The sequence below is a fragment of the Methylomarinum vadi genome, assembly GCF_000733935.1.
Classification (GTDB): domain Bacteria; phylum Pseudomonadota; class Gammaproteobacteria; order Methylococcales; family Methylomonadaceae; genus Methylomarinum; species Methylomarinum vadi.
In genome coordinates, this window is record NZ_JPON01000001.1 from 950,216 (window position 1) to 967,293 (window position 17,078).

15 protein-coding genes and 1 pseudogene are annotated in these 17,078 nt (G+C 54.1%); 8 read left to right on the forward strand and 8 right to left on the reverse strand.

The genetic code is table 11. The annotated features are described in order from the left end of the window. Positions 1-11: 11 nt before the first annotated feature. Complete coding sequence (locus tag EP25_RS0104850; RefSeq protein ID WP_160172698.1) at positions 12-1,193, reverse strand: carbohydrate porin; 1,182 nt, start codon at positions 1,191-1,193, stop codon at positions 12-14. 309 nt (positions 1,194-1,502) lie between these two features. Here EP25_RS0104850 and EP25_RS0104855 point away from each other — a divergent pair, with 309 nt between their 5' ends. The 4 genes from EP25_RS0104855 to EP25_RS0104870 all read left to right on the forward strand — a co-directional run bounded on the left by EP25_RS0104855 (position 1,503) and on the right by EP25_RS0104870 (position 4,711). Next, a complete protein-coding gene (locus EP25_RS0104855; protein WP_031432856.1) occupies positions 1,503-1,967 on the forward strand; it encodes a ferritin-like domain-containing protein in 465 nt (154 codons plus the stop codon). Continuing rightward, positions 1,964-2,221 (forward strand): FeoA family protein, encoded by a 258-nt coding sequence (locus EP25_RS0104860; RefSeq protein WP_031432857.1) that lies wholly within the window; start codon positions 1,964-1,966, stop codon positions 2,219-2,221. The genes EP25_RS0104855 and EP25_RS0104860 overlap by 4 nt, the downstream gene beginning before the upstream one ends. After that, positions 2,205-4,223: a ferrous iron transport protein B gene (gene feoB / locus EP25_RS0104865; protein WP_036300256.1), complete on the forward strand. Its 2,019-nt coding sequence runs from the start codon at positions 2,205-2,207 to the stop codon at positions 4,221-4,223. The genes EP25_RS0104860 and feoB overlap by 17 nt, the downstream gene beginning before the upstream one ends. Positions 4,224-4,303: 80 nt before the next feature. Further along, positions 4,304-4,711 (forward strand): DUF2061 domain-containing protein, encoded by a 408-nt coding sequence (locus tag EP25_RS0104870; protein ID WP_031432859.1) that lies wholly within the window; start codon positions 4,304-4,306, stop codon positions 4,709-4,711. Here EP25_RS0104870 and EP25_RS0104875 read toward each other — a convergent pair. From EP25_RS0104875 to EP25_RS0104915, 7 genes and pseudogenes are all read right to left on the reverse strand, one after another. Then, on the reverse strand, positions 4,682-7,975 hold the full coding sequence (locus EP25_RS0104875) for an efflux RND transporter permease subunit (RefSeq protein WP_031432860.1): 3,294 nt from the start codon (positions 7,973-7,975) through the stop codon (positions 4,682-4,684). The two genes, EP25_RS0104870 and EP25_RS0104875, sit on opposite strands and share 30 nt — an antisense overlap. Before the next feature lie 10 nt (positions 7,976-7,985). Continuing rightward, positions 7,986-9,251, reverse strand: coding sequence for an efflux RND transporter periplasmic adaptor subunit (locus EP25_RS0104880; protein WP_160172699.1), 1,266 nt, complete (start codon positions 9,249-9,251; stop codon positions 7,986-7,988). 2 nt (positions 9,252-9,253) lie between these two features. Then, a complete protein-coding gene (locus EP25_RS0104885) occupies positions 9,254-9,472 on the reverse strand; it encodes a Sec-independent protein translocase subunit TatA (RefSeq protein WP_031432862.1) in 219 nt (72 codons plus the stop codon). 493 nt (positions 9,473-9,965) lie between these two features. Beyond that, positions 9,966-11,042 carry a multicopper oxidase domain-containing protein gene (locus EP25_RS0104890; RefSeq protein ID WP_051906395.1) on the reverse strand — a complete coding sequence of 359 codons (1,077 nt, stop codon included), beginning with the start codon at positions 11,040-11,042 and terminating at the stop codon, positions 9,966-9,968. Positions 11,043-11,056: 14 nt separating this feature from the next. Further along, complete coding sequence (locus tag EP25_RS0104895) at positions 11,057-12,058, reverse strand: multicopper oxidase domain-containing protein (protein WP_031432864.1); 1,002 nt, start codon at positions 12,056-12,058, stop codon at positions 11,057-11,059. 207 nt (positions 12,059-12,265) lie between these two features. Further along, positions 12,266-12,697: pseudogene (gene tnpA, locus EP25_RS0104905) on the reverse strand (IS200/IS605 family transposase). Positions 12,698-12,941: 244 nt separating this feature from the next. Then, entirely contained in the window at positions 12,942-13,577 is a 636-nt protein-coding gene (locus EP25_RS0104915) for a YdcF family protein (RefSeq protein WP_235185845.1), read from the reverse strand. Between the two features lie 539 nt (positions 13,578-14,116). Between EP25_RS0104915 and EP25_RS23580 the strand changes: the two genes are divergently transcribed. From EP25_RS23580 to EP25_RS0104935, 4 genes are read left to right on the forward strand one after another with little or no spacing between them, the layout of a single operon-like run. Beyond that, positions 14,117-14,269 carry a hypothetical protein gene (locus EP25_RS23580; RefSeq protein WP_031432866.1) on the forward strand — a complete coding sequence of 51 codons (153 nt, stop codon included), beginning with the start codon at positions 14,117-14,119 and terminating at the stop codon, positions 14,267-14,269. A 10-nt stretch (positions 14,270-14,279) separates the two neighbouring features. Next, the gene (locus EP25_RS0104925; protein ID WP_031432867.1) at positions 14,280-14,810 is read left to right on the forward strand and encodes a cupredoxin domain-containing protein; all 531 of its coding nucleotides are present in this window, start codon (positions 14,280-14,282) and stop codon (positions 14,808-14,810) included. Continuing rightward, positions 14,803-16,428 carry a b(o/a)3-type cytochrome-c oxidase subunit 1 gene (locus tag EP25_RS0104930; RefSeq protein ID WP_031432868.1) on the forward strand — a complete coding sequence of 542 codons (1,626 nt, stop codon included), beginning with the start codon at positions 14,803-14,805 and terminating at the stop codon, positions 16,426-16,428. Before EP25_RS0104925 ends, EP25_RS0104930 begins: the two co-directional genes overlap by 8 nt. Before the next feature lie 2 nt (positions 16,429-16,430). Then, complete coding sequence (locus tag EP25_RS0104935) at positions 16,431-17,078, forward strand: c-type cytochrome (protein ID WP_031432869.1); 648 nt, start codon at positions 16,431-16,433, stop codon at positions 17,076-17,078.

Below are 17,078 nucleotides of genomic sequence, written 5' to 3' on the forward strand. Positions count from 1 at the left end.
ACTCAGTCTCCTCAGAAATTTATGCTGTACCTGAAGCCGCCGACAAGACTGTCGTTCAAGGCGGGATTAGCGCCGGGATTAATATAATACTGGAGAACCGGCTGAAAGCTGAACCATCGCATGAGCTGAGCCCTATACGTCAGTTCCAAGGCGATTTCCGCATCCCTGACCGCGACTCCGCCGCTTTGCCGAGCGCGTTTATATTTTTCGCCGTTGACGCCCACGGCGATGCCCAAACCCACTATATCGTCGTCGCGATTGGGGATCAGGCCGGTGTAGACCAAACCGGCACCATAAAATCTTGCTATTTGATTGACGTCCTCGTCGGCTCCGCCCATGCGGAGAAAAGCGCTCAGCCCCTGGTCACGCGCCTCCGTTTCAGTGAAGATCACCCCTTCGACAAAGCCATAAACACCGTAAGTGCCATTTCGGCGCACAGGATCGCCATTAGCATAGGTGTCGAGCAGATCCTTAAACTCGGCGGTGTACAACCATGACCCCAATCCGAAGCGCAGGAAATCGAACTGTTCGGGTTGATAATTGATTTCGCTCATGATGAGCAGGCCATCGGCCCCTTTCAGACTGATCTGTGTCCCGGAGGAGTCGTTTGGATCGCCCGGTACGCCGTCCAAAACGGCCACCCGCACCGTGACTTCCTGGCTGAGATTAGCGCGTACCCTGACGCCGAGAGAGGTCACCGGAAAAACCGAAGGACCGTTAATACCGGTTTCGGACAAATCCAGGCCCGTACCGAAGGCGCCGTTAAGAAAAACGTCGGCGGTTCCCTTGACATCGAATTCGGAATCGACGGCGTAAAGTCCTGCCAAGATACCGACCCTATCGTCAAACACGCTTTGTTCATACCAGGCTTCGAACAGCTTGAAGCCATCGGCGGCCGTCAGATTACTGGGCGCGCTAATGCTGCCGTTCGTCTCGGCCGAGTCTCCACCCAGGGAAGCGATGGCCATAATATAAAGCGTGCCGCCGGGCCACCCCGCTAACGTGTCGATATCGGCCGTGAAAGCGGTTTCCAACAGGTTAGCATAACGGATATCGGCTCTTACTCCACGCGAGTTGGCCAGTAAATCGCCGGAGTTGGCAATATCGAAGCGGATTCCGTGTTGCAGCGCCGTCGTTCGAACACCGCTCCAATTTCCGGTCAATGCAGAGGCAAAAGAGTCTGGATATTCCAACGCCTTCTTGGGTTTAAAGAATTCAAAAGGTTCCGCAAGCACCGGACTTTCAGAGCAAAGTTGAACGGTCAACAATACTGCGAGAAATGTTTTGTTTTTCCAGTCACAAACCTTTTTACTAAGCATTCTTCACTCAGGAGAGCTAACGGGCATGATTGTAACGATATGTTGAGATAATATTAGGAATGTTCGATTGAATAGTAATGGTACCTATATCGGCTGGCAACACTAAGAGGTACTGTTGTTTGCCAGTTTACCGGGAATTCCGCGTATGGACGCATCCTTGACTTTATACTTGGAGGTTACGCTATGACCGATTTATCGGAAACCGAAATCCACGCGCTGAACGAGGCCCTCGATGACGAATACCGCGCCTTCGCGACCTATAACCAGGTGATTGCCGACTTCGGTGAGGTGCCTCCGTTCAGCAATATCCGCGCTGCCGAGGGGCGACATATCGATGCCCTTTTCGTGCTGTTCACGCGCTATGGTCTGACCATACCCGAGAATTCCTGGCCGGGCAAGGTTCAGCGCTATACCAGTCTGCAACAAGCCTGCGAAGCCGGTATCGCCGCCGAAATCGCCAACGAAGACATGTATCAGCGGCTGCTTCGTGCGACGGAGCACCCGGATATACTCAGAGTGTTCCGTAATCTCCAGGAAGCGTCACAGCAGCGCCACCTGCCGGCCTTTCAACGCTGCGCGCAGAGTTCCGCGACTGGCGGGCATGGACGCGGCGCGGGACGACATAGGGGACGCAAGGGACAAGCATGAACGACCGCCAACTAATTCCTCTCGTCCAACTCGCAGCCGGCAAGCACGCGATCGTCCGGGATATCCAAGGCGGCTCGGATTTCTCCGGCCGCCTGGCGGGAATGGGACTGGCGAAGGGAACGGACATCGAGATACTGCAGAATTCAGAACGAGGCCCAATACTGGTGCGCACGCACGAAAGCCGTATTGCCTTAGGTCGGGGAGAGGCCTTGAAGATTCTGGTGCAGGAAACTGACGATGAACCGGCCAACTGAGCCCACGTCACACAAACAAACGCTGCTGGTAGGTCTGGCCGGGCAGCCCAACGTGGGCAAGTCCACGGTCTTCAACCTGTTGACGGGGCTTTCCCAGCACGTCGGCAACTGGCCAGGCAAGACCGTGGAGCGTAAGGAAGGCTCACTGATTCACAATAACACACGGCTGCGCCTGATCGATCTGCCGGGAACCTATAGCCTGACGGCGCACAGCCTTGAGGAACGCGTCGCGCGCGATTTCATCATCGAAGAGCGGCCCGACGTCATCGTGATGGTGGCCGACGCCTCGTCGCTGGAGCGCAACCTTTATCTGCTTGCCGAGTTGCTGAGCCTGCGGGCGTCGGTCGTGCTGGCGCTGAATATGCTGGATGTCGCCGAGGACCAGGGCATTAAGATCGAAGCGCATGTGCTGGAAGCCGCGCTGGGCTTGCCGGTTGTTCCCATCGTCGCGACCCGCAACCAAGGGATGACCGAACTCATCGCCGCCATCGAGCGACTGGCCAGCCATCCGGACAGCTTCCAACCGGCGCGTCCGCGGATTGCCGCTCCGCACCGTCAGGTATTCAAGCAATTGAAGACGATGGTCGCCGAACAGGTTCCGTCGCCGTTCGATCCGGATTGGGTCGCACTCAAGCTGCTGGAAGGCGATGCCGAAATCACTCACAAAGCCAAAGACTGGAGCGGTCAACAACGCTGGCCTAAGATCGAAGCCCTGCTGCACGCGCATGAAGACGCGGTGCTCGACATAGCCAGCGGCCGCTACGCATGGATAGGCCGTATGGTGCGGGCCGCCGTGATCCGCCCGCGCCTCGGCCAAGTGAGTCTGACCGATAAACTGGACCGTATCGCGGTGCATCCGTTATGGGGCTTAGTCTTGCTCTTCAGTGTTTTCGCGGCCGTATTCTGGCTGACGTTCACGCTCGCGGTCCCGCTGCAGGAATGGCTGGACGTCACCGCGATCGGACAGGCGCAGGCGACGGTGCGGCAGTTACTCGCCGACGCGCCTACCTGGCTCACAGCCCTCGTCGCCGAAGGCGTGTTAGGCGGCGCTGGCCTGGTCCTGACGTTCCTGCCTGTACTTGCGCTGTTCTTCGCCCTCTTGGCACTGTTGGAAGACACCGGTTATCTCGCCCGCAGCGCCTATCTGATGGACCGCTTCATGCACGCGCTCGGACTGCACGGCAAGAGTTTCCTGCCGCTGTTTCTCGGCTTCGGCTGCAACGTGCCGGCGGTCATGGGCGCGCGGGTGGTCGAATCGCGGAGCGGCCAATTGTTGACCATTCTGCTCGCGCCGTTGGTGCCATGCAGCGCTCGACTGGTCGTGCTCGCCTTTCTCGCTCCGGCTTTCTTCGGCACAGCGGCACTACTAGTCGTACTCGCCCTGGTCATGTTGAACCTGGTGGTGCTGGCGCTGCTGGGCATCATGCTCAACCGTACGCTGTTTCGCGGCCAACACATGGCCTTCATCATGGAACTGCCGCTCTATCATATGCCAAACGCCCGCACCATCGCCGCCTTTGTCTGGCATAACACCTGGGCCTTCGCGCGCAAGGCCGGCAGCCTGATCCTGATCGCGTCGGTGCTGATCTGGGCGTTGAGCTATTTCCCTAGCGGCGACCTCGAACAGAGTTATCTCGCCCGCCTCGGACAGGGAATCGCGCCGCTCGGCGACTTGATGGGCATGGACTGGCGCATGCTGGTGGCGCTGATCGCCGGTTTCGTCGCCAAGGAGAACGTCATTGTCACGCTCGGCATCCTCTACGGCCAAGGCGGAAGCGGCCTGATCCCCACGCTCGCCGCCCAGGTCGCTCCCGCCTCGGCGCTCGCCTTCATGACCGTGACGATGCTGTTCATCCCCTGCCTGGCCACCGTGGCGGTGATGCGCCAAGAAACCGGAAGTTGGCGTTGGACATTGTTCGGCGTAACGCTGCTGCTGGTGATCGCACTGGGCGCCGGCATCCTGGTCTATCAGGGGGCAAAATTCCTGGGGATGGGCGGCTAATGCACGCCGAATTGGCGTCGCGATTATCTGCAGGCCAGAATCCTCACCGGCAAAGGCGCGGCACGAATTAGAGAAACAGCATGAAAGAACCGAACACCAATGAACTGCACCGTCGTACCCTCGTAAAATCGCTGCTCTGGCGCCTGATTGGCATCGTATGGACCTGGATCGGAGCATACCTTATTCTCCTTTTTATTCCGCCCTCTCGCCAGTCGGCAGCCCTGATCGCCACTCTTATCGTCGTCTACCACCACTCCACGCGCATGATCATGTACTATGTGTACGAGCGCATCTGGGCCTCGATCGCTTGGGGCCGCAGCACTAGCCCATGTCCGATGACCAGAAAAGAGAAGGTTCTTTGGGCTTTTGGCACCGTCGCCGCCCTGACCCTGCTGTTCTTGCTGCTGCTGGAAATCCAGCCGAATATCGACGAAGAAAAGCGTTCCGCGCAGTTTTTCTCACCCCAATCGACGACCTTGCCAACGTAAGTAAATCACAGGAATGATGAACAGCGACAGCAACGGCGCCGTGATCATGCCGCCGAGTATCGGCGTCGCGATCCGCTGCAGGACATCGGAACCCGCGCCATGTCCGTACATCATCGGCAGCAGGCCGAAAATAATGATCGCAACGGTCATTGCTTTCGGGCGCATGCGCTGTACGGCGCCAGCCAGAATGGCTTGAGTTAAATCCTCGTGGTTGTTCAGTCGTCCTCGGGCCGAATAGTCCGCAATCGCCTTGTCCAGATAAAGCTGCATGATGACGCCGAATTCGATCGCCATGCCGGCAAGGGCGATGAATCCGACCGCCGAGGCCACCGACAACCGATAATCCAATAAAAACATCAGCCAAAATCCGCCCACCAACGCAAACGGCAAGGTCAGCAGCACGATCAATATTTGGCCGACATTAGCGAAAATGAAATACAGCAACACGACGATGCTCAGCAGCGTCAACGGAATCAACCGGGCCAGTTTATCTGCGGCCCGTTCCATGGCTCGATATTGGCCATCCCAACTGACGGCGTAACCGGCCGGGATGTCCACCGTCGCTTGCAAGGCTTGATGCGCGGCCGCGATATAGCGGCCTAAATCGCCGTCGTCGGTATCGATAAAGACCCATCCCTGCAAGCGGGCGTTTTCGGTTTTATAAACCGGCGGGCCGCTGACGATTTTGATGTCGGCGACCTGCCCCAACGCGATCAGCTGACCGGTTGAAGTCAACAGCGTCATCTCTTTCAATTCCTCAATATCGTCTCTCAGCTCGCGGGGAAATCTGAGGTTCAGCGGATAACGCTGCGTACCTTCGACGACAAAAGAAACGTTGCTGCCACCGACAGCAGTCTGTATCAGCGCGTTGATGTCGGCGATATTCAGCCCGAGCAAACTCAATTGTTTCCGGTCCGGAATGATTTCGATGTAACGTCCGCCGCTGACGCGTTCGGCGATCACCGAACGGGTGCCGGCGACATTATTCAAGGCGTTTTCGATGTCGCGGCCGATATGCTCGATGACGTCCGGACTGTCACCGGAAATCTTTATGCCTAACGGCGTTTTGATGCCGGTCGCCATCATATCGATGCGGGTCTTGATCGGCATAACCCAGGCATTGCTCAACCCTGGCAAATAGACTAAGGCATCCAATTCGGCAATCAGTTTTTCTAGGGTCATGCCTTCTCGCCATTGTTGCCGGGACTTGAGCCGGATCAGCGTTTCGATCATATTCAGCGGGGCCGGATCGGTCGCGGTCTCGGCCCGCCCGACTTTACCGAAGACGCGTTCGACCTCGGGCACACTGGCTATCAGGCGATTGGTCTGTTGCAACAGTTCTTGCGCCTTACCTATCGCAATGCCCGGCAAGGTCGTCGGCATATACATCAGGTCGCCTTCGAACAAAGGCGGCATGAACTCGGTGCCGATGCCTGTCGAGAGCCTCGCCAATCCAGGCACATGCCGAAAAGCCCGTTGCCAAAAACTCTCAAATTGGTGCTGCCAGGTATTCACTTGTTGCAGATACCGGTTGTCTTCAGGACTTTGAGTGATCAGCTCTACCGGCCATTTCAACGGTGATAAAATGCTACTGAGTCCAAAAACCGGCAACCAAACACTGATCAGGATCAGCGTGGCCCATGTCAAGGTCTTGTTCGAACGTGCGATCATCCACGCCAGCGCTTGCCGGTAACGCCGGTTCAGCCAGCGGTTGAGCGGATTGTCCGATTCATCCGGCAAATTGCCGCGAATCAGATAACCCAACAGCACCGGAATTAACGTGACGGCCAAAATCGCGGCGGCCGCCATCGCATAAGTCTTCGTGAAGGCCAGCGGCGAAAACAGACGCCCCTCCTGGGCCTCCAACGTGAAAACCGGAATGAAGCTGCAGGTGATGATCAGCAACGAAAAGAACAACGCCGGCCCGACTTCCTCGCAGGCCTGTTGGATCAATTGCCAATGCTCTGTCGATGTCGGCTGCCGACCCGGATGTTGTTGCCGCCAGCCTTGCAGATGTTTATGGGCGTTTTCGATCATGACGATCGCGGCGTCCGTCATCGTGCCGATCGCGATCGCGATGCCGCCCAGCGACATGATATTGGCGCTGACGCCTTGCCAGCGCATGACGATGAAGGCCGTTAACACGCCGACCGGCAGCGAGATCACCGCGATCAACGCCGAGCGCAGATGAAACAGAAAGATGCCGCAAACCAAGGCGATGAACAAAAATTCCAGCATCAGTTTATCGCTCAGATTGGCGAGTGCGTTTTCAATCAGTTCGGAACGGTCATAGGTCGTGACCAGCTCGACGCCTTCCGGCAAGCCTTGACGCAGCTGCGCCAATCTTTTTTTGACTGCCGTTATCGTAGACAAGGCATTCTCACCATGCCGCATCACGACAATGCCGCCGGCGACTTCGCCTGCGCCATCAAGATCGGTGGCGGCGCGCCGCATTTCGGGCCCGATCTGCACAGTCGCCAGATCGCGTAGCGTTATCACGCCGCCGTTTGCAAGCCGCCGTACCGGGATCATCTCAATGTCCCTGACAGACGTCAGATAACCCTGGGTATGAATCATGTATTCGGCCTCGGCCTGTTCGATCACCGAGCCACCCGTTTCCTGATTATTCTTGCGGATCGCGTCGCTGACCTGAGTCAGCGTCAGCTGATGGGCGATCAATTTGTCCGGATGCACGATCACTTGATACTGGCGGACCATGCCGCCTATCGACGCGACTTCGGCGACACCTGGCACGCTTTGCAACTCCAGTTTTAAAAAGCTGTCCTGCAGACTCCGCAATTGCGAAATATCGTGCCTACCGCTACGGTCGACCAGCGCGTAGGAATACACCCAGCCCACACCCGACGCATCGGGGCCCAGGCGCGGATAGGCATCGGCAGGCAAACTCGCCTGAATCTGATTCAAATATTCCAGCACGCGCGAGCGCGCCCAATAAAGATCGGTGCCGTCCTTAAAAATAATATAAAGGTAGGAATCGCCGAAAAACGAATAACCGCGCACGACCTCTGCGCCCGGTACCGCCTGCATCGCGGAGGCAATGGGATGGGTAACCTGGTCCTCGACGATTTTGGGCGATTGCCCCGGATAAGGGGTGCGGATGATGACTTGCACATCCGATAAATCCGGTATCGCATCCAGCGCCGTTTGTTGCGCCGAAATCCAGCCCCAAATGCTCAGCGCCAACGTCGCGATTAAGATCAATACGCGATGCTCGATCGCTTGGCGTATCAGTAGATTCAACATGATAGCTCAATCAATGCTGCGCGTAATCGGCGTTGATACGCTTAAAACTGGCTTGGAGATTGGCTTCCGAATCGAGCAGAAATTGTCCCGAGACCACGACTCTGTCGTTTTCGTTTAGGCCGGAAATAATCTGCACGTCACCGCCCTCGCGCAAACCCGAGACCACCTCGACCGGTCGAAACTTGCCATCGCCTAATGCTACAATCACGACTTCCCGCTCCCCGCTCATAATCAACGCCTCGGACGGAATCTTAAGCACCTCGGCGTCGAACTGGCTGGCGATGCGCACATGGGCGAGCATATTCGGTTTTAATTCACCGGAAAAATTGGGCACCGACAAACGCACTTTGAGACTGCGGCTGCCGGCGTCTAATTCAGGATAGAGATAGTCCACCCGGCCGTCCCAGGATTTTCCGGGAAAGGACGGAACTGTTATCGTGGCTTTCAGTCCTCGCCTGATCCACTGTAACTGATATTCCGGAACATCGACCACCACCCAGACCGTGGACAGGTCGGCGATCGTGAACATTAAAAAATCTTCTTCTAAAAACTGATGTTTATGGACGTTATGGCGGACAATAATGCCGAATTGCGGCGCATAGACCGGAATCCGGTGCTTGATTTGGCCTGTTCGGGCGATTTCATTTAGCGAACTATCGGGAATTCCCAAATAACGCAGATAATCGCGTATCGGAACGCTTTCGGAACGCTGCGCATATTTTTTGGTGATGCCGGACTTGTCTTGCTTTTGGGCTTTTAAAAATTCCTGTTGCGCATCCAAATATTCCGGGGAATAGAGTTCCAGCAATAACTGGCCGCGTTTGACTTGCAAGCCTTCGCTACGCACGCCTAGGTTTTCGACCCAGCCGTAGGTGCTGGTGCGGATTTCGGCGACATTTTTTTCATCGTAGGCGACCTGGCCCAACAGCCTGATGGTTTTTGCCATCCTTCCCTTTCGGACCGCTACGCTGCGCACTCCCAGTTTTTGGACCGTGCCGTGATCAAGCTCGACGGTTGGATTTATCGAATCAATAGTTTGTTTTTTTTCGACCAGCTGCATACCGCAGATGGGGCAGTTCCCCGGACTGTCTTTAACGATTTGCGGGTGCATCGGGCAAACATAGCTTGGATCCAGGTGCTTGCGGGCATGTTCCAGCGCCGTTTCGGTTTTGGCCGGCGCATCGGCATGATCGCAGGCAACGAATACCGACAGCAGCGGCAACCATAACAGGATTCGACCCACACGCATGACGCTTTCGGCCACGTACTTTTCCATGATCATGGATGAGTCTTATTAACCGAACCTTCTTCGACACTAATGTTGCTAGGCAGGGTCACTGCCTCTTTGTTTTCTAAGGCTTCGCCTTCCTTGAGCGCGGAACGAAACCCCTTGATCGCACCGCCGAGATCGGCGCCAACAGTGCGCAGTCGTTTCGTGCCAAATAAGACAATCACGATCGCCAAGACGATCGCGAGTTGCGTCACGCTGATACCCATGTGTTCTCCAAGTTTTGATGAGTTTGAGTGAGTGATAGTTATGAAGGTCGGATCAGGCACTAGCCGTAACTCGACCAAATAGGCTGGATGGATTTAATCGCTGTCTATAATCTACTCAGTATACAGAAGGGGCTAAGGGACACTGGTTTTATCCCGTTATGCCGCGCCGAGCACCGGTGGTTTTGTCGAGAATAGCCCAACCGGGGAGCGGCACGGAAGCCGCTCGTTTTCGGAGGGCTATGGACAGCCCTTCCGAAAACCCTCGGCAAAACCGCTGGAGCGCAGGATGTAAGCGGCATCCGGGGCGCCTTTTCTTTGGATACTTTCTTTTGGCGACGCAAAAGAAAGTATCGCGGCTGTTGGTCCGCGAACCGACATTCACACAACCGTCGCGATAGCGACACAACTCCTTCATCTAGCACGCAAAGAGTTGTTGAAACAACGAAAGAAACAAAAGTTGGTAGATATCCATGCCTATAAGAAAACAGAGCAATCATACAATCGTTATTTTTGTCCTTGCCGTCCCCCAGGTTTCACCGGTTACCCAATCATTGATATCCATCTCGATGATGTATTCACCCGGATCGGTCGCTTCGACGATCAAGTCATAACGCTCGCCGGAAATGCCTCTGAACGACTCGACCGGCACGGGGTTGGGCAACGGCCGACCGTCCGAGGCGATGATATTGGCGGTCAATCCGCCCAGGTGGATTTCCTGGGGATGATAGCCCGCGCAAATATAGCGAATCAGCAATGTTTGACCGACTTGCACCGTGGCAGCGATGCCGGGCGCCGTCAATGCAGACTGAGCCCCATCGACGCCGGTGATAATAAAATAATCCGGCTCCAGTAAATTCAGGCCGGCGTCGCCGCCGCAGGTTCCAGCAGCCCACGATTTACTGTGCCAACTGGAGTCGATCTCATCGACCGCCCAGATCACCTCGACATCGTAAATCGGGCCATTAGCGAATGGCCGCTTGGTGCCGGGAGGATCATTGGGATCAGGCAACGGGTCGACGATCAGCGCGCCATACATGCCCATTTCCGCATGCAACACGGTATTGGTATGACAATGATAAAAATAAGTGCCGGGATGCGCCGGCTTCCATTGATAGGTATAGCTGCCGTCGACATCCCAGGTGATATGGCCGACGCCGTCATTCTCCATGCTCGGTTCGATGCCGTGATGATGGATCGTATGCAGCCACATCATGCCGTTGACACTCAGGTTAGTATGGACGATTTGACCTTCGAAGACACGGATTGGCGGCGAAGGGAAATTGCCGTTTCCGCCCATCATGCCGTCGCCGCCCATGCCGCCACCGCCCATGCCTCCGCCACCGTCGCTAAAGCCCCAGATGGTGATGCTGCGGCCGTCATCCATCGTGATCGAGCCATTCATATAAATTCCGCGGTTGTAGATCACGTCGGGCGTCGTTAAACCGGGCGTCGAAGGCGAGGCCGGATAAGTGTAGCAGGCGCTGCCCATCATGCCACCGCCTCCGCCGCCCATGCCGCCACCGCCTCCACCTCGCATGCCCATCAACAGCGGTTCTTTAAGCTTAAACATCGTATTCTCCTCCTTTATTCAAAATAAATATCGGTCATCGCGCCGAACATATAGGAACCGCCGGCGGCCGTTTGTGACATCTCGGTATGCAGATGCATCGGAAACGCGCCGGTCGACACAGGCGGATAGGCATCGGGGGGTGTTTCGAACGGGAAGATGCTGTCTATGGATCCCATATCGCCTTCCAGATACAAACAATCCTTTTTCCAAACGTCGGGACGGATCACACCGTTTTCGGTAAGCCATTCCATATGGTTGGCGTGCGCATGGACGGACTGGTCCGCTTTGCCGACATTGAACATGCGGATCAACGTCCGGTCGCCAATATGGCCATGCAAGGCGGAACGAGGGTCGGTTAATGAACCGATATTCGGATCATGGGCGCCTGGCGCGCCGGGCGGCCTTCCGCTCAGACCGTTCAACGTGAAATAGCGCGGTATGTATTGGGTGCTCGGCGTATAGCCTCTACGTATCCGATCATGCCAGACTGGATCAATATCATTAAAAATCCAGAAATACTGTTGCACGAATTGCGGGCTGCCGGCATACAACTCGTTGTTGCTTCCCTGAGGCATCACGGCAAAGCCGCCGTGCAGGCCGACCAAGCGGTTATAAGGGGCATTGAGTTTGTCATAGAATAGGAAAGATCCGACCTTATTGGCCGTGAAAGAGAGGTTGGCGCTCCTCCCTCCCCTGATCGTTCCGGAATCGACCAAGCCATCGATGACGAAACTATGCGAGGTCGACAGGGTATTGACGACGGTGATGTTGACCGTGTCGCCTTCCTGAACGATCAGCGACTCGCCCGGAACGTTCAAAGAGCCGCTGCTGTTGCTGAAGCCGCGAAAATAGACATCGGTCCCATCGGGCTGTTCGATATAACCGGCGGTGATATAGTAGGTCTTGTTGATCGTTGCGGCAGACGCGCGTGGCGTCCAGGACAGCAGGCCGGCGCCTCCCATTGCGGAGGCGGCGACCCCGGCCGCGCTGACCCGCAGAAAATCTCTTCTTTTCATTTTTCATACCTGATAATAAAAATGGTTCTTATTCAAAGCAACAACCAGACCAAAACCATAATTACTAATGTAGTTAAACACTTACAGATATGTAGAATGCATATTGCATTCTTCCTTGCGTGATTTGACTAAACAACCACCCGCTCAAGCGGGTGGGTTCCAATAACGGACTGAAAGTCCGGATACGCGTCGACTAAACGACGCGTCTTAGTCGGGCTCCATCTTGAAATTATCGTTTGGATTAGGTTCAAAGTGATGCTCCAAATATTGCTTTATCATCTCATCAGTCATTTGCCCCACTGTGGCGCAAAAATAACCGCGGGCTCAAAAATGTCGACCCCAATATCGCTTTTTCAAGTGCGGGAACTCTTCGAACAGATAGCTCGAAGTTCGTCCCTTGATTCGCCTCATGATTTCGCTTGGGGCCATAGTCGGCGGCGCACTCACCAAAATGTGCACATGATCTTTGCTCACGACACCTTTGATAATCCGTATCTCAAAGGCTTCGCATGTCTGCCGCACCAAGTCTCTCACTCGTTCGGCTATTTCATCCTTCAGCACTTTATAACGATACTTCGTAACCCAAACAAAATGATACTCAATTTGGTAAACCGTATGGCTGCCGTATCTATAGTCCATCGCCACCTCCTTGGGCAAATTATCGCAGCTAAAGCTGACCGGCTAAAGCCGGTGGTTTAAACCTTATGATGGATAATTAATGAAACGGGTTAAATAACATAGTTTATTATTTGCTATCGGTAAGAATGAAGAAGGCCGCTGCCGTAATTTTAGTCAACGAAAACACCAGGTCGAAAGAAATCTGGCATAAAAATGCCAAAAGGCCATCGCGGCAATTTACCGAACGCTGGCTTAAAGCAATTCGCTAATAACGCAATTTGTACCAATACATTCCGAACCATTCATGAGCTAAGAGGAAACTATTTGTCAGCGCCTCTACCGAAGGGATGAAGCTGAAAACATCCCATTGCTCGTCGCTACCGATAAAATCGGTCGGCGCCGGTAATACCTCAAGACCTTGCTTTTCGAATTGAACCAATGCCCTCGGCATATGGTAAGCCTGGGTTACCAACATAATGCGTCGAATGCCTTCCCGACTCAGAATTTTATTGCTATAACGCGCATTTTCTGCGGTGTTCTTGCTTTCACCTTCCAGCCAACGGGCGGGGACGCCATAATCGTTGCGTAAACAATCCGCCATTAACTCTGCCTCGGAGAAATCAAATTCTTCTAGCCGCCCTCCTCCGGAAAGTAATAATGGTAATCCTGTGTCACGCGCCAAATTTGCCGCATAACGTAACCGCATTAACGATCCGCTTTTCAATACGACTTCGTTGCCCGATTGCTTTAAGCCCCCTCCAAGAACCACGATTGCTTCGGGCTTTAATTGCAAAATTGACCGTTGAGGCAGCGGAGGAACCGTTTCCCACGATTTCGCCCACAAAGTGACGATTACAGGCAAGCTACAGGCTATCAACCCTAATAAACTGATTGTGATCAAGGTGTCAGCCAATCGTTGCGGCCGAACAAACAAACCCAATAACCCCAACAATATTAATCCGGCCGGCGGCAATAATAAGGCTTTAATAACCGCGATAATTTTTATATCCATGCAATAGTTCCTAGTGTTTAAAACCCATTGCTCATTGAAGGTAAAAACCAAGTAGTAGCAACCAACTTGATGGCAAAAATCACTGACTTAATCCGACAAAAAGAAATGTCTTGAACCATGAGCAAATGCTAACGGATTGAAAACAGAGTTCTATCCAGGCGTTGACAAACAAAGTCGTAAGGTCATCATCTTGTAAAATTGAAGCTGTACAGTGATATATCTAATCTTCTTTATCAAATGTAAATGATAATTGCTTGATTGAAAAACTTTTTTTCAATGCCATATTAACAGCGCGAGTAGTATCGCCTAAAAACCTTACACTTTAATTGACAGGGTAAATTAGCCTAGGTATTATCAGAGTTCGCTTATTCTTCAACCCCTAAGCCCGCACCTTTTCCAATAACAACAATAATCCCGGAGATTCTCCCATGAAACAGATCAGCGATGAGGAACGGAAAAAGATTCTGGAAAGCCCCCCTATCGGAACCCTGGCATTAATGCTGGTGGTTGGCGCGAGCATGGTTGCTGCTTGGTTATTTCTTTACTACGGGGTTTTCTCGCCTCGCGGCATTATCAACTAGGGGGCAAGACATGCATATCGATCCGTTAGAAAGTAAATGGATACAGACCGCCCTAGGCATCTGCGGTCTGTTTGTCGGCCTCATTCTGATTGATGCCTTTTTTCATAATATCCACACGCCCAGCAACGTCGAAACCATCGACTCCGCCAGTCTGCATCTGAGCGAGGAATTCGCCGAGGACAATCTGGGCGTGCACCGTGATGAAAACGGCAATATTATCGTGCGTATGGTCGCCGGACGTTATTCCTTTTTTCCCAAAGAAATCAGCGTCCCTGCTGAAACCAAATTGACCTTCCGTTGGGTCAGCATTGATGTCTTGCATGGCGTGCATATACCGATGACAAACATGAGCACGATGGTCGTACCCGGTTTCGTCGCCGAGTTGGAAACCACCTTTCCGAAACCCGGGGATTATCCCGTGTTATGCAATGAATATTGCGGGCTCGGCCATGATCACATGTGGAGCAAAATCAATGTCGTAGAAAGGGACCAATGGCACGCGACTCAACAACCTAGCAGCGGGGCGATCGACAATGAATAATGTTATTGAAAGAAAACTGGCGCTGAGCCATATGTCGGTAGCCTTCACGGCCTTTATCCTTGCCTGTTTCCTGGGCGAATATCAGGTCTTCGAACGTAGCGGCTTAATTGAGTCGTTGGGTTCGCCAACGGTATATTTCGCCTCGGTCAGTACCCACGGCGTATTGATGGCCTATGTGTTGACCACCTTCTTCATCATGGGCTTCGGCTATTACACCGCCGCCACCTCGCTCGAAACCCCCGTTTGGAAGCCCGAGCTAGCCTGGACGGGCTTCGGATTATCCCTATTTGGTGTGTTGCTGGCCGCTTTGCCTTTACTATCAGGCAAAGCCTCGGTGCTCTACACCTTTTACCCGCCGGTCCAGGCGCATCACTTTTTTTATCTCGGCGCGACCCTGCTGATCGTCGGTTCATGGGTCTGGTGCGCGATCATGGTCGTGATGTTCTATCAATGGAAGAAGGCCAATCCCGAACAACCGGTCCCGCTAGCGATGTTCGCAACGACGGCGAATGCGCTCCTTTGGCTGTGGACCAGCGCCGGCGTCGCGTTGGAAGCAGTGTTTTTATTGATACCCTGGTCGCTTGGCTGGACCGACACGGTCGACCCCGGCCTGGCCCGCACGCTGTTCGCCTGGACCTTACATCCGATCGTCTATTTCTGGCTGATTCCGGCCTATACGGCCTATTATGTGTTCGTCCCCAAGCAAGCCGGCTCCTATCTGTTTAGCGACGAGGTCGCGCGCGCCGCCATCATCGTTTTAGTGGTATTCAGCCTCCCGATCGGTTTTCATCATCTCTATATGGACCCGGAACAGGCCAAGGGCTGGAAAATCCTGCACGGCATCGGCACCTTCATCGTCACGCTGCCGACCTTCGTCACCGGCTTCACCGTGATCGCCTCGCTGGAAATAGCCGGCCGCCTGCGCGGCGGTAAAGGGATGTTCGGCTGGATCGGCAGCCTGCCGTGGAACAATACAATGGTGCTGGCGGTGATATTGTCGTTGCTGATGTTGATCTTCGGCGGCTTCGGCGGCATCGTCAACGCCAGTTATGCGATGAACGCGATGGTGCACAACACCGCTTGGGTGCCAGGCCATTTCCATCTGATTTTCGCCGGCACCTCGGTGATCATGTATTTCGCCATCGCCTATTATTTGTGGCCGATTCTGAGCAAAAAGCCGCTGTTTTCGAACAATCTGGCCTTGCTGCAACTATGGACCTGGTTCATCGGCATGACTATCCTGACCACGCCCTGGCATGTATTGGGATTGTTGGGGCAGCCGCGCCGCATTTCCAGCGTCGTTTATAACAACCTGCTGACCTTGTCCTGGAAACCCTATGAACTGGCGATGATCGCCGGCGGCCTGATCATGCTCAGTTCGGCCTGTCTGTTCGTTTACCTGCTGTACAAGACCCAGTTCGCCAAGTCGGAAGAAACCTACGCCGCCGAAGTCGAATATGCAGAACCCTTGCATGCGGTGAAATCGTTACCGGAGTACCTGAACGACTTCAAATTATGGAACAAGGTCATTGCCATCTACATGGCCGTCAGTTTCGGCATTCCTATCCTGCAATTCTTCTTTCTCGACACTTTCGATTCAAGCGCCTGGAGTTACTGAACATGAAACGCATAGTCGCTTTACTATTAGCAATCGTTCCCGCTCTAGCCGTCGCGGAACCCTCTTCCAATATTGCCTGGACGCCCGAATTGCTCGAGTTCGTCGGCAACGGAGATGCCGAAAACGGACAACAACTGGCGCAAACCTGCGCCGGCTGCCATGGCGACAAAGGCGTCAGCCCGATGGAGGGCTATCCTTCATTGGCCGGGCAATTGGCGACCTATACCTATAAACAACTGCGCGATTATGCCGACGGCAAGCGCAGCCACATGTTGATGAATTCGATTGCCCAAGGCTTGTCGGAAAAGGATTCCGCCGACATAGCGGCGTGGTTCGCGACCTTGCCGCCGGCCAAGGGCCAACGCAGTAAAGAACCGCTGAAAAAAGCCGAAGTGTTGGTCACTCGGGGCAACGGCAAGAAAATCATCCCCTCCTGTTTCGTCTGCCACGGCAGCAACGGCCAAGGAGAAAAACAGGATATTCCGGCATTATCCGGTCAGCAGCCGGGTTATTTCATCAATACCCTGAACGAATACAAGACCGGTGTCCGCCATAACGATATCTATAGTCGCATGCGGCTGATCGCGCAGCAATTGAGCGAAGAAGATATCAAGCAATTGGCGCAATATTATTATCAAATGAGGAGGTAA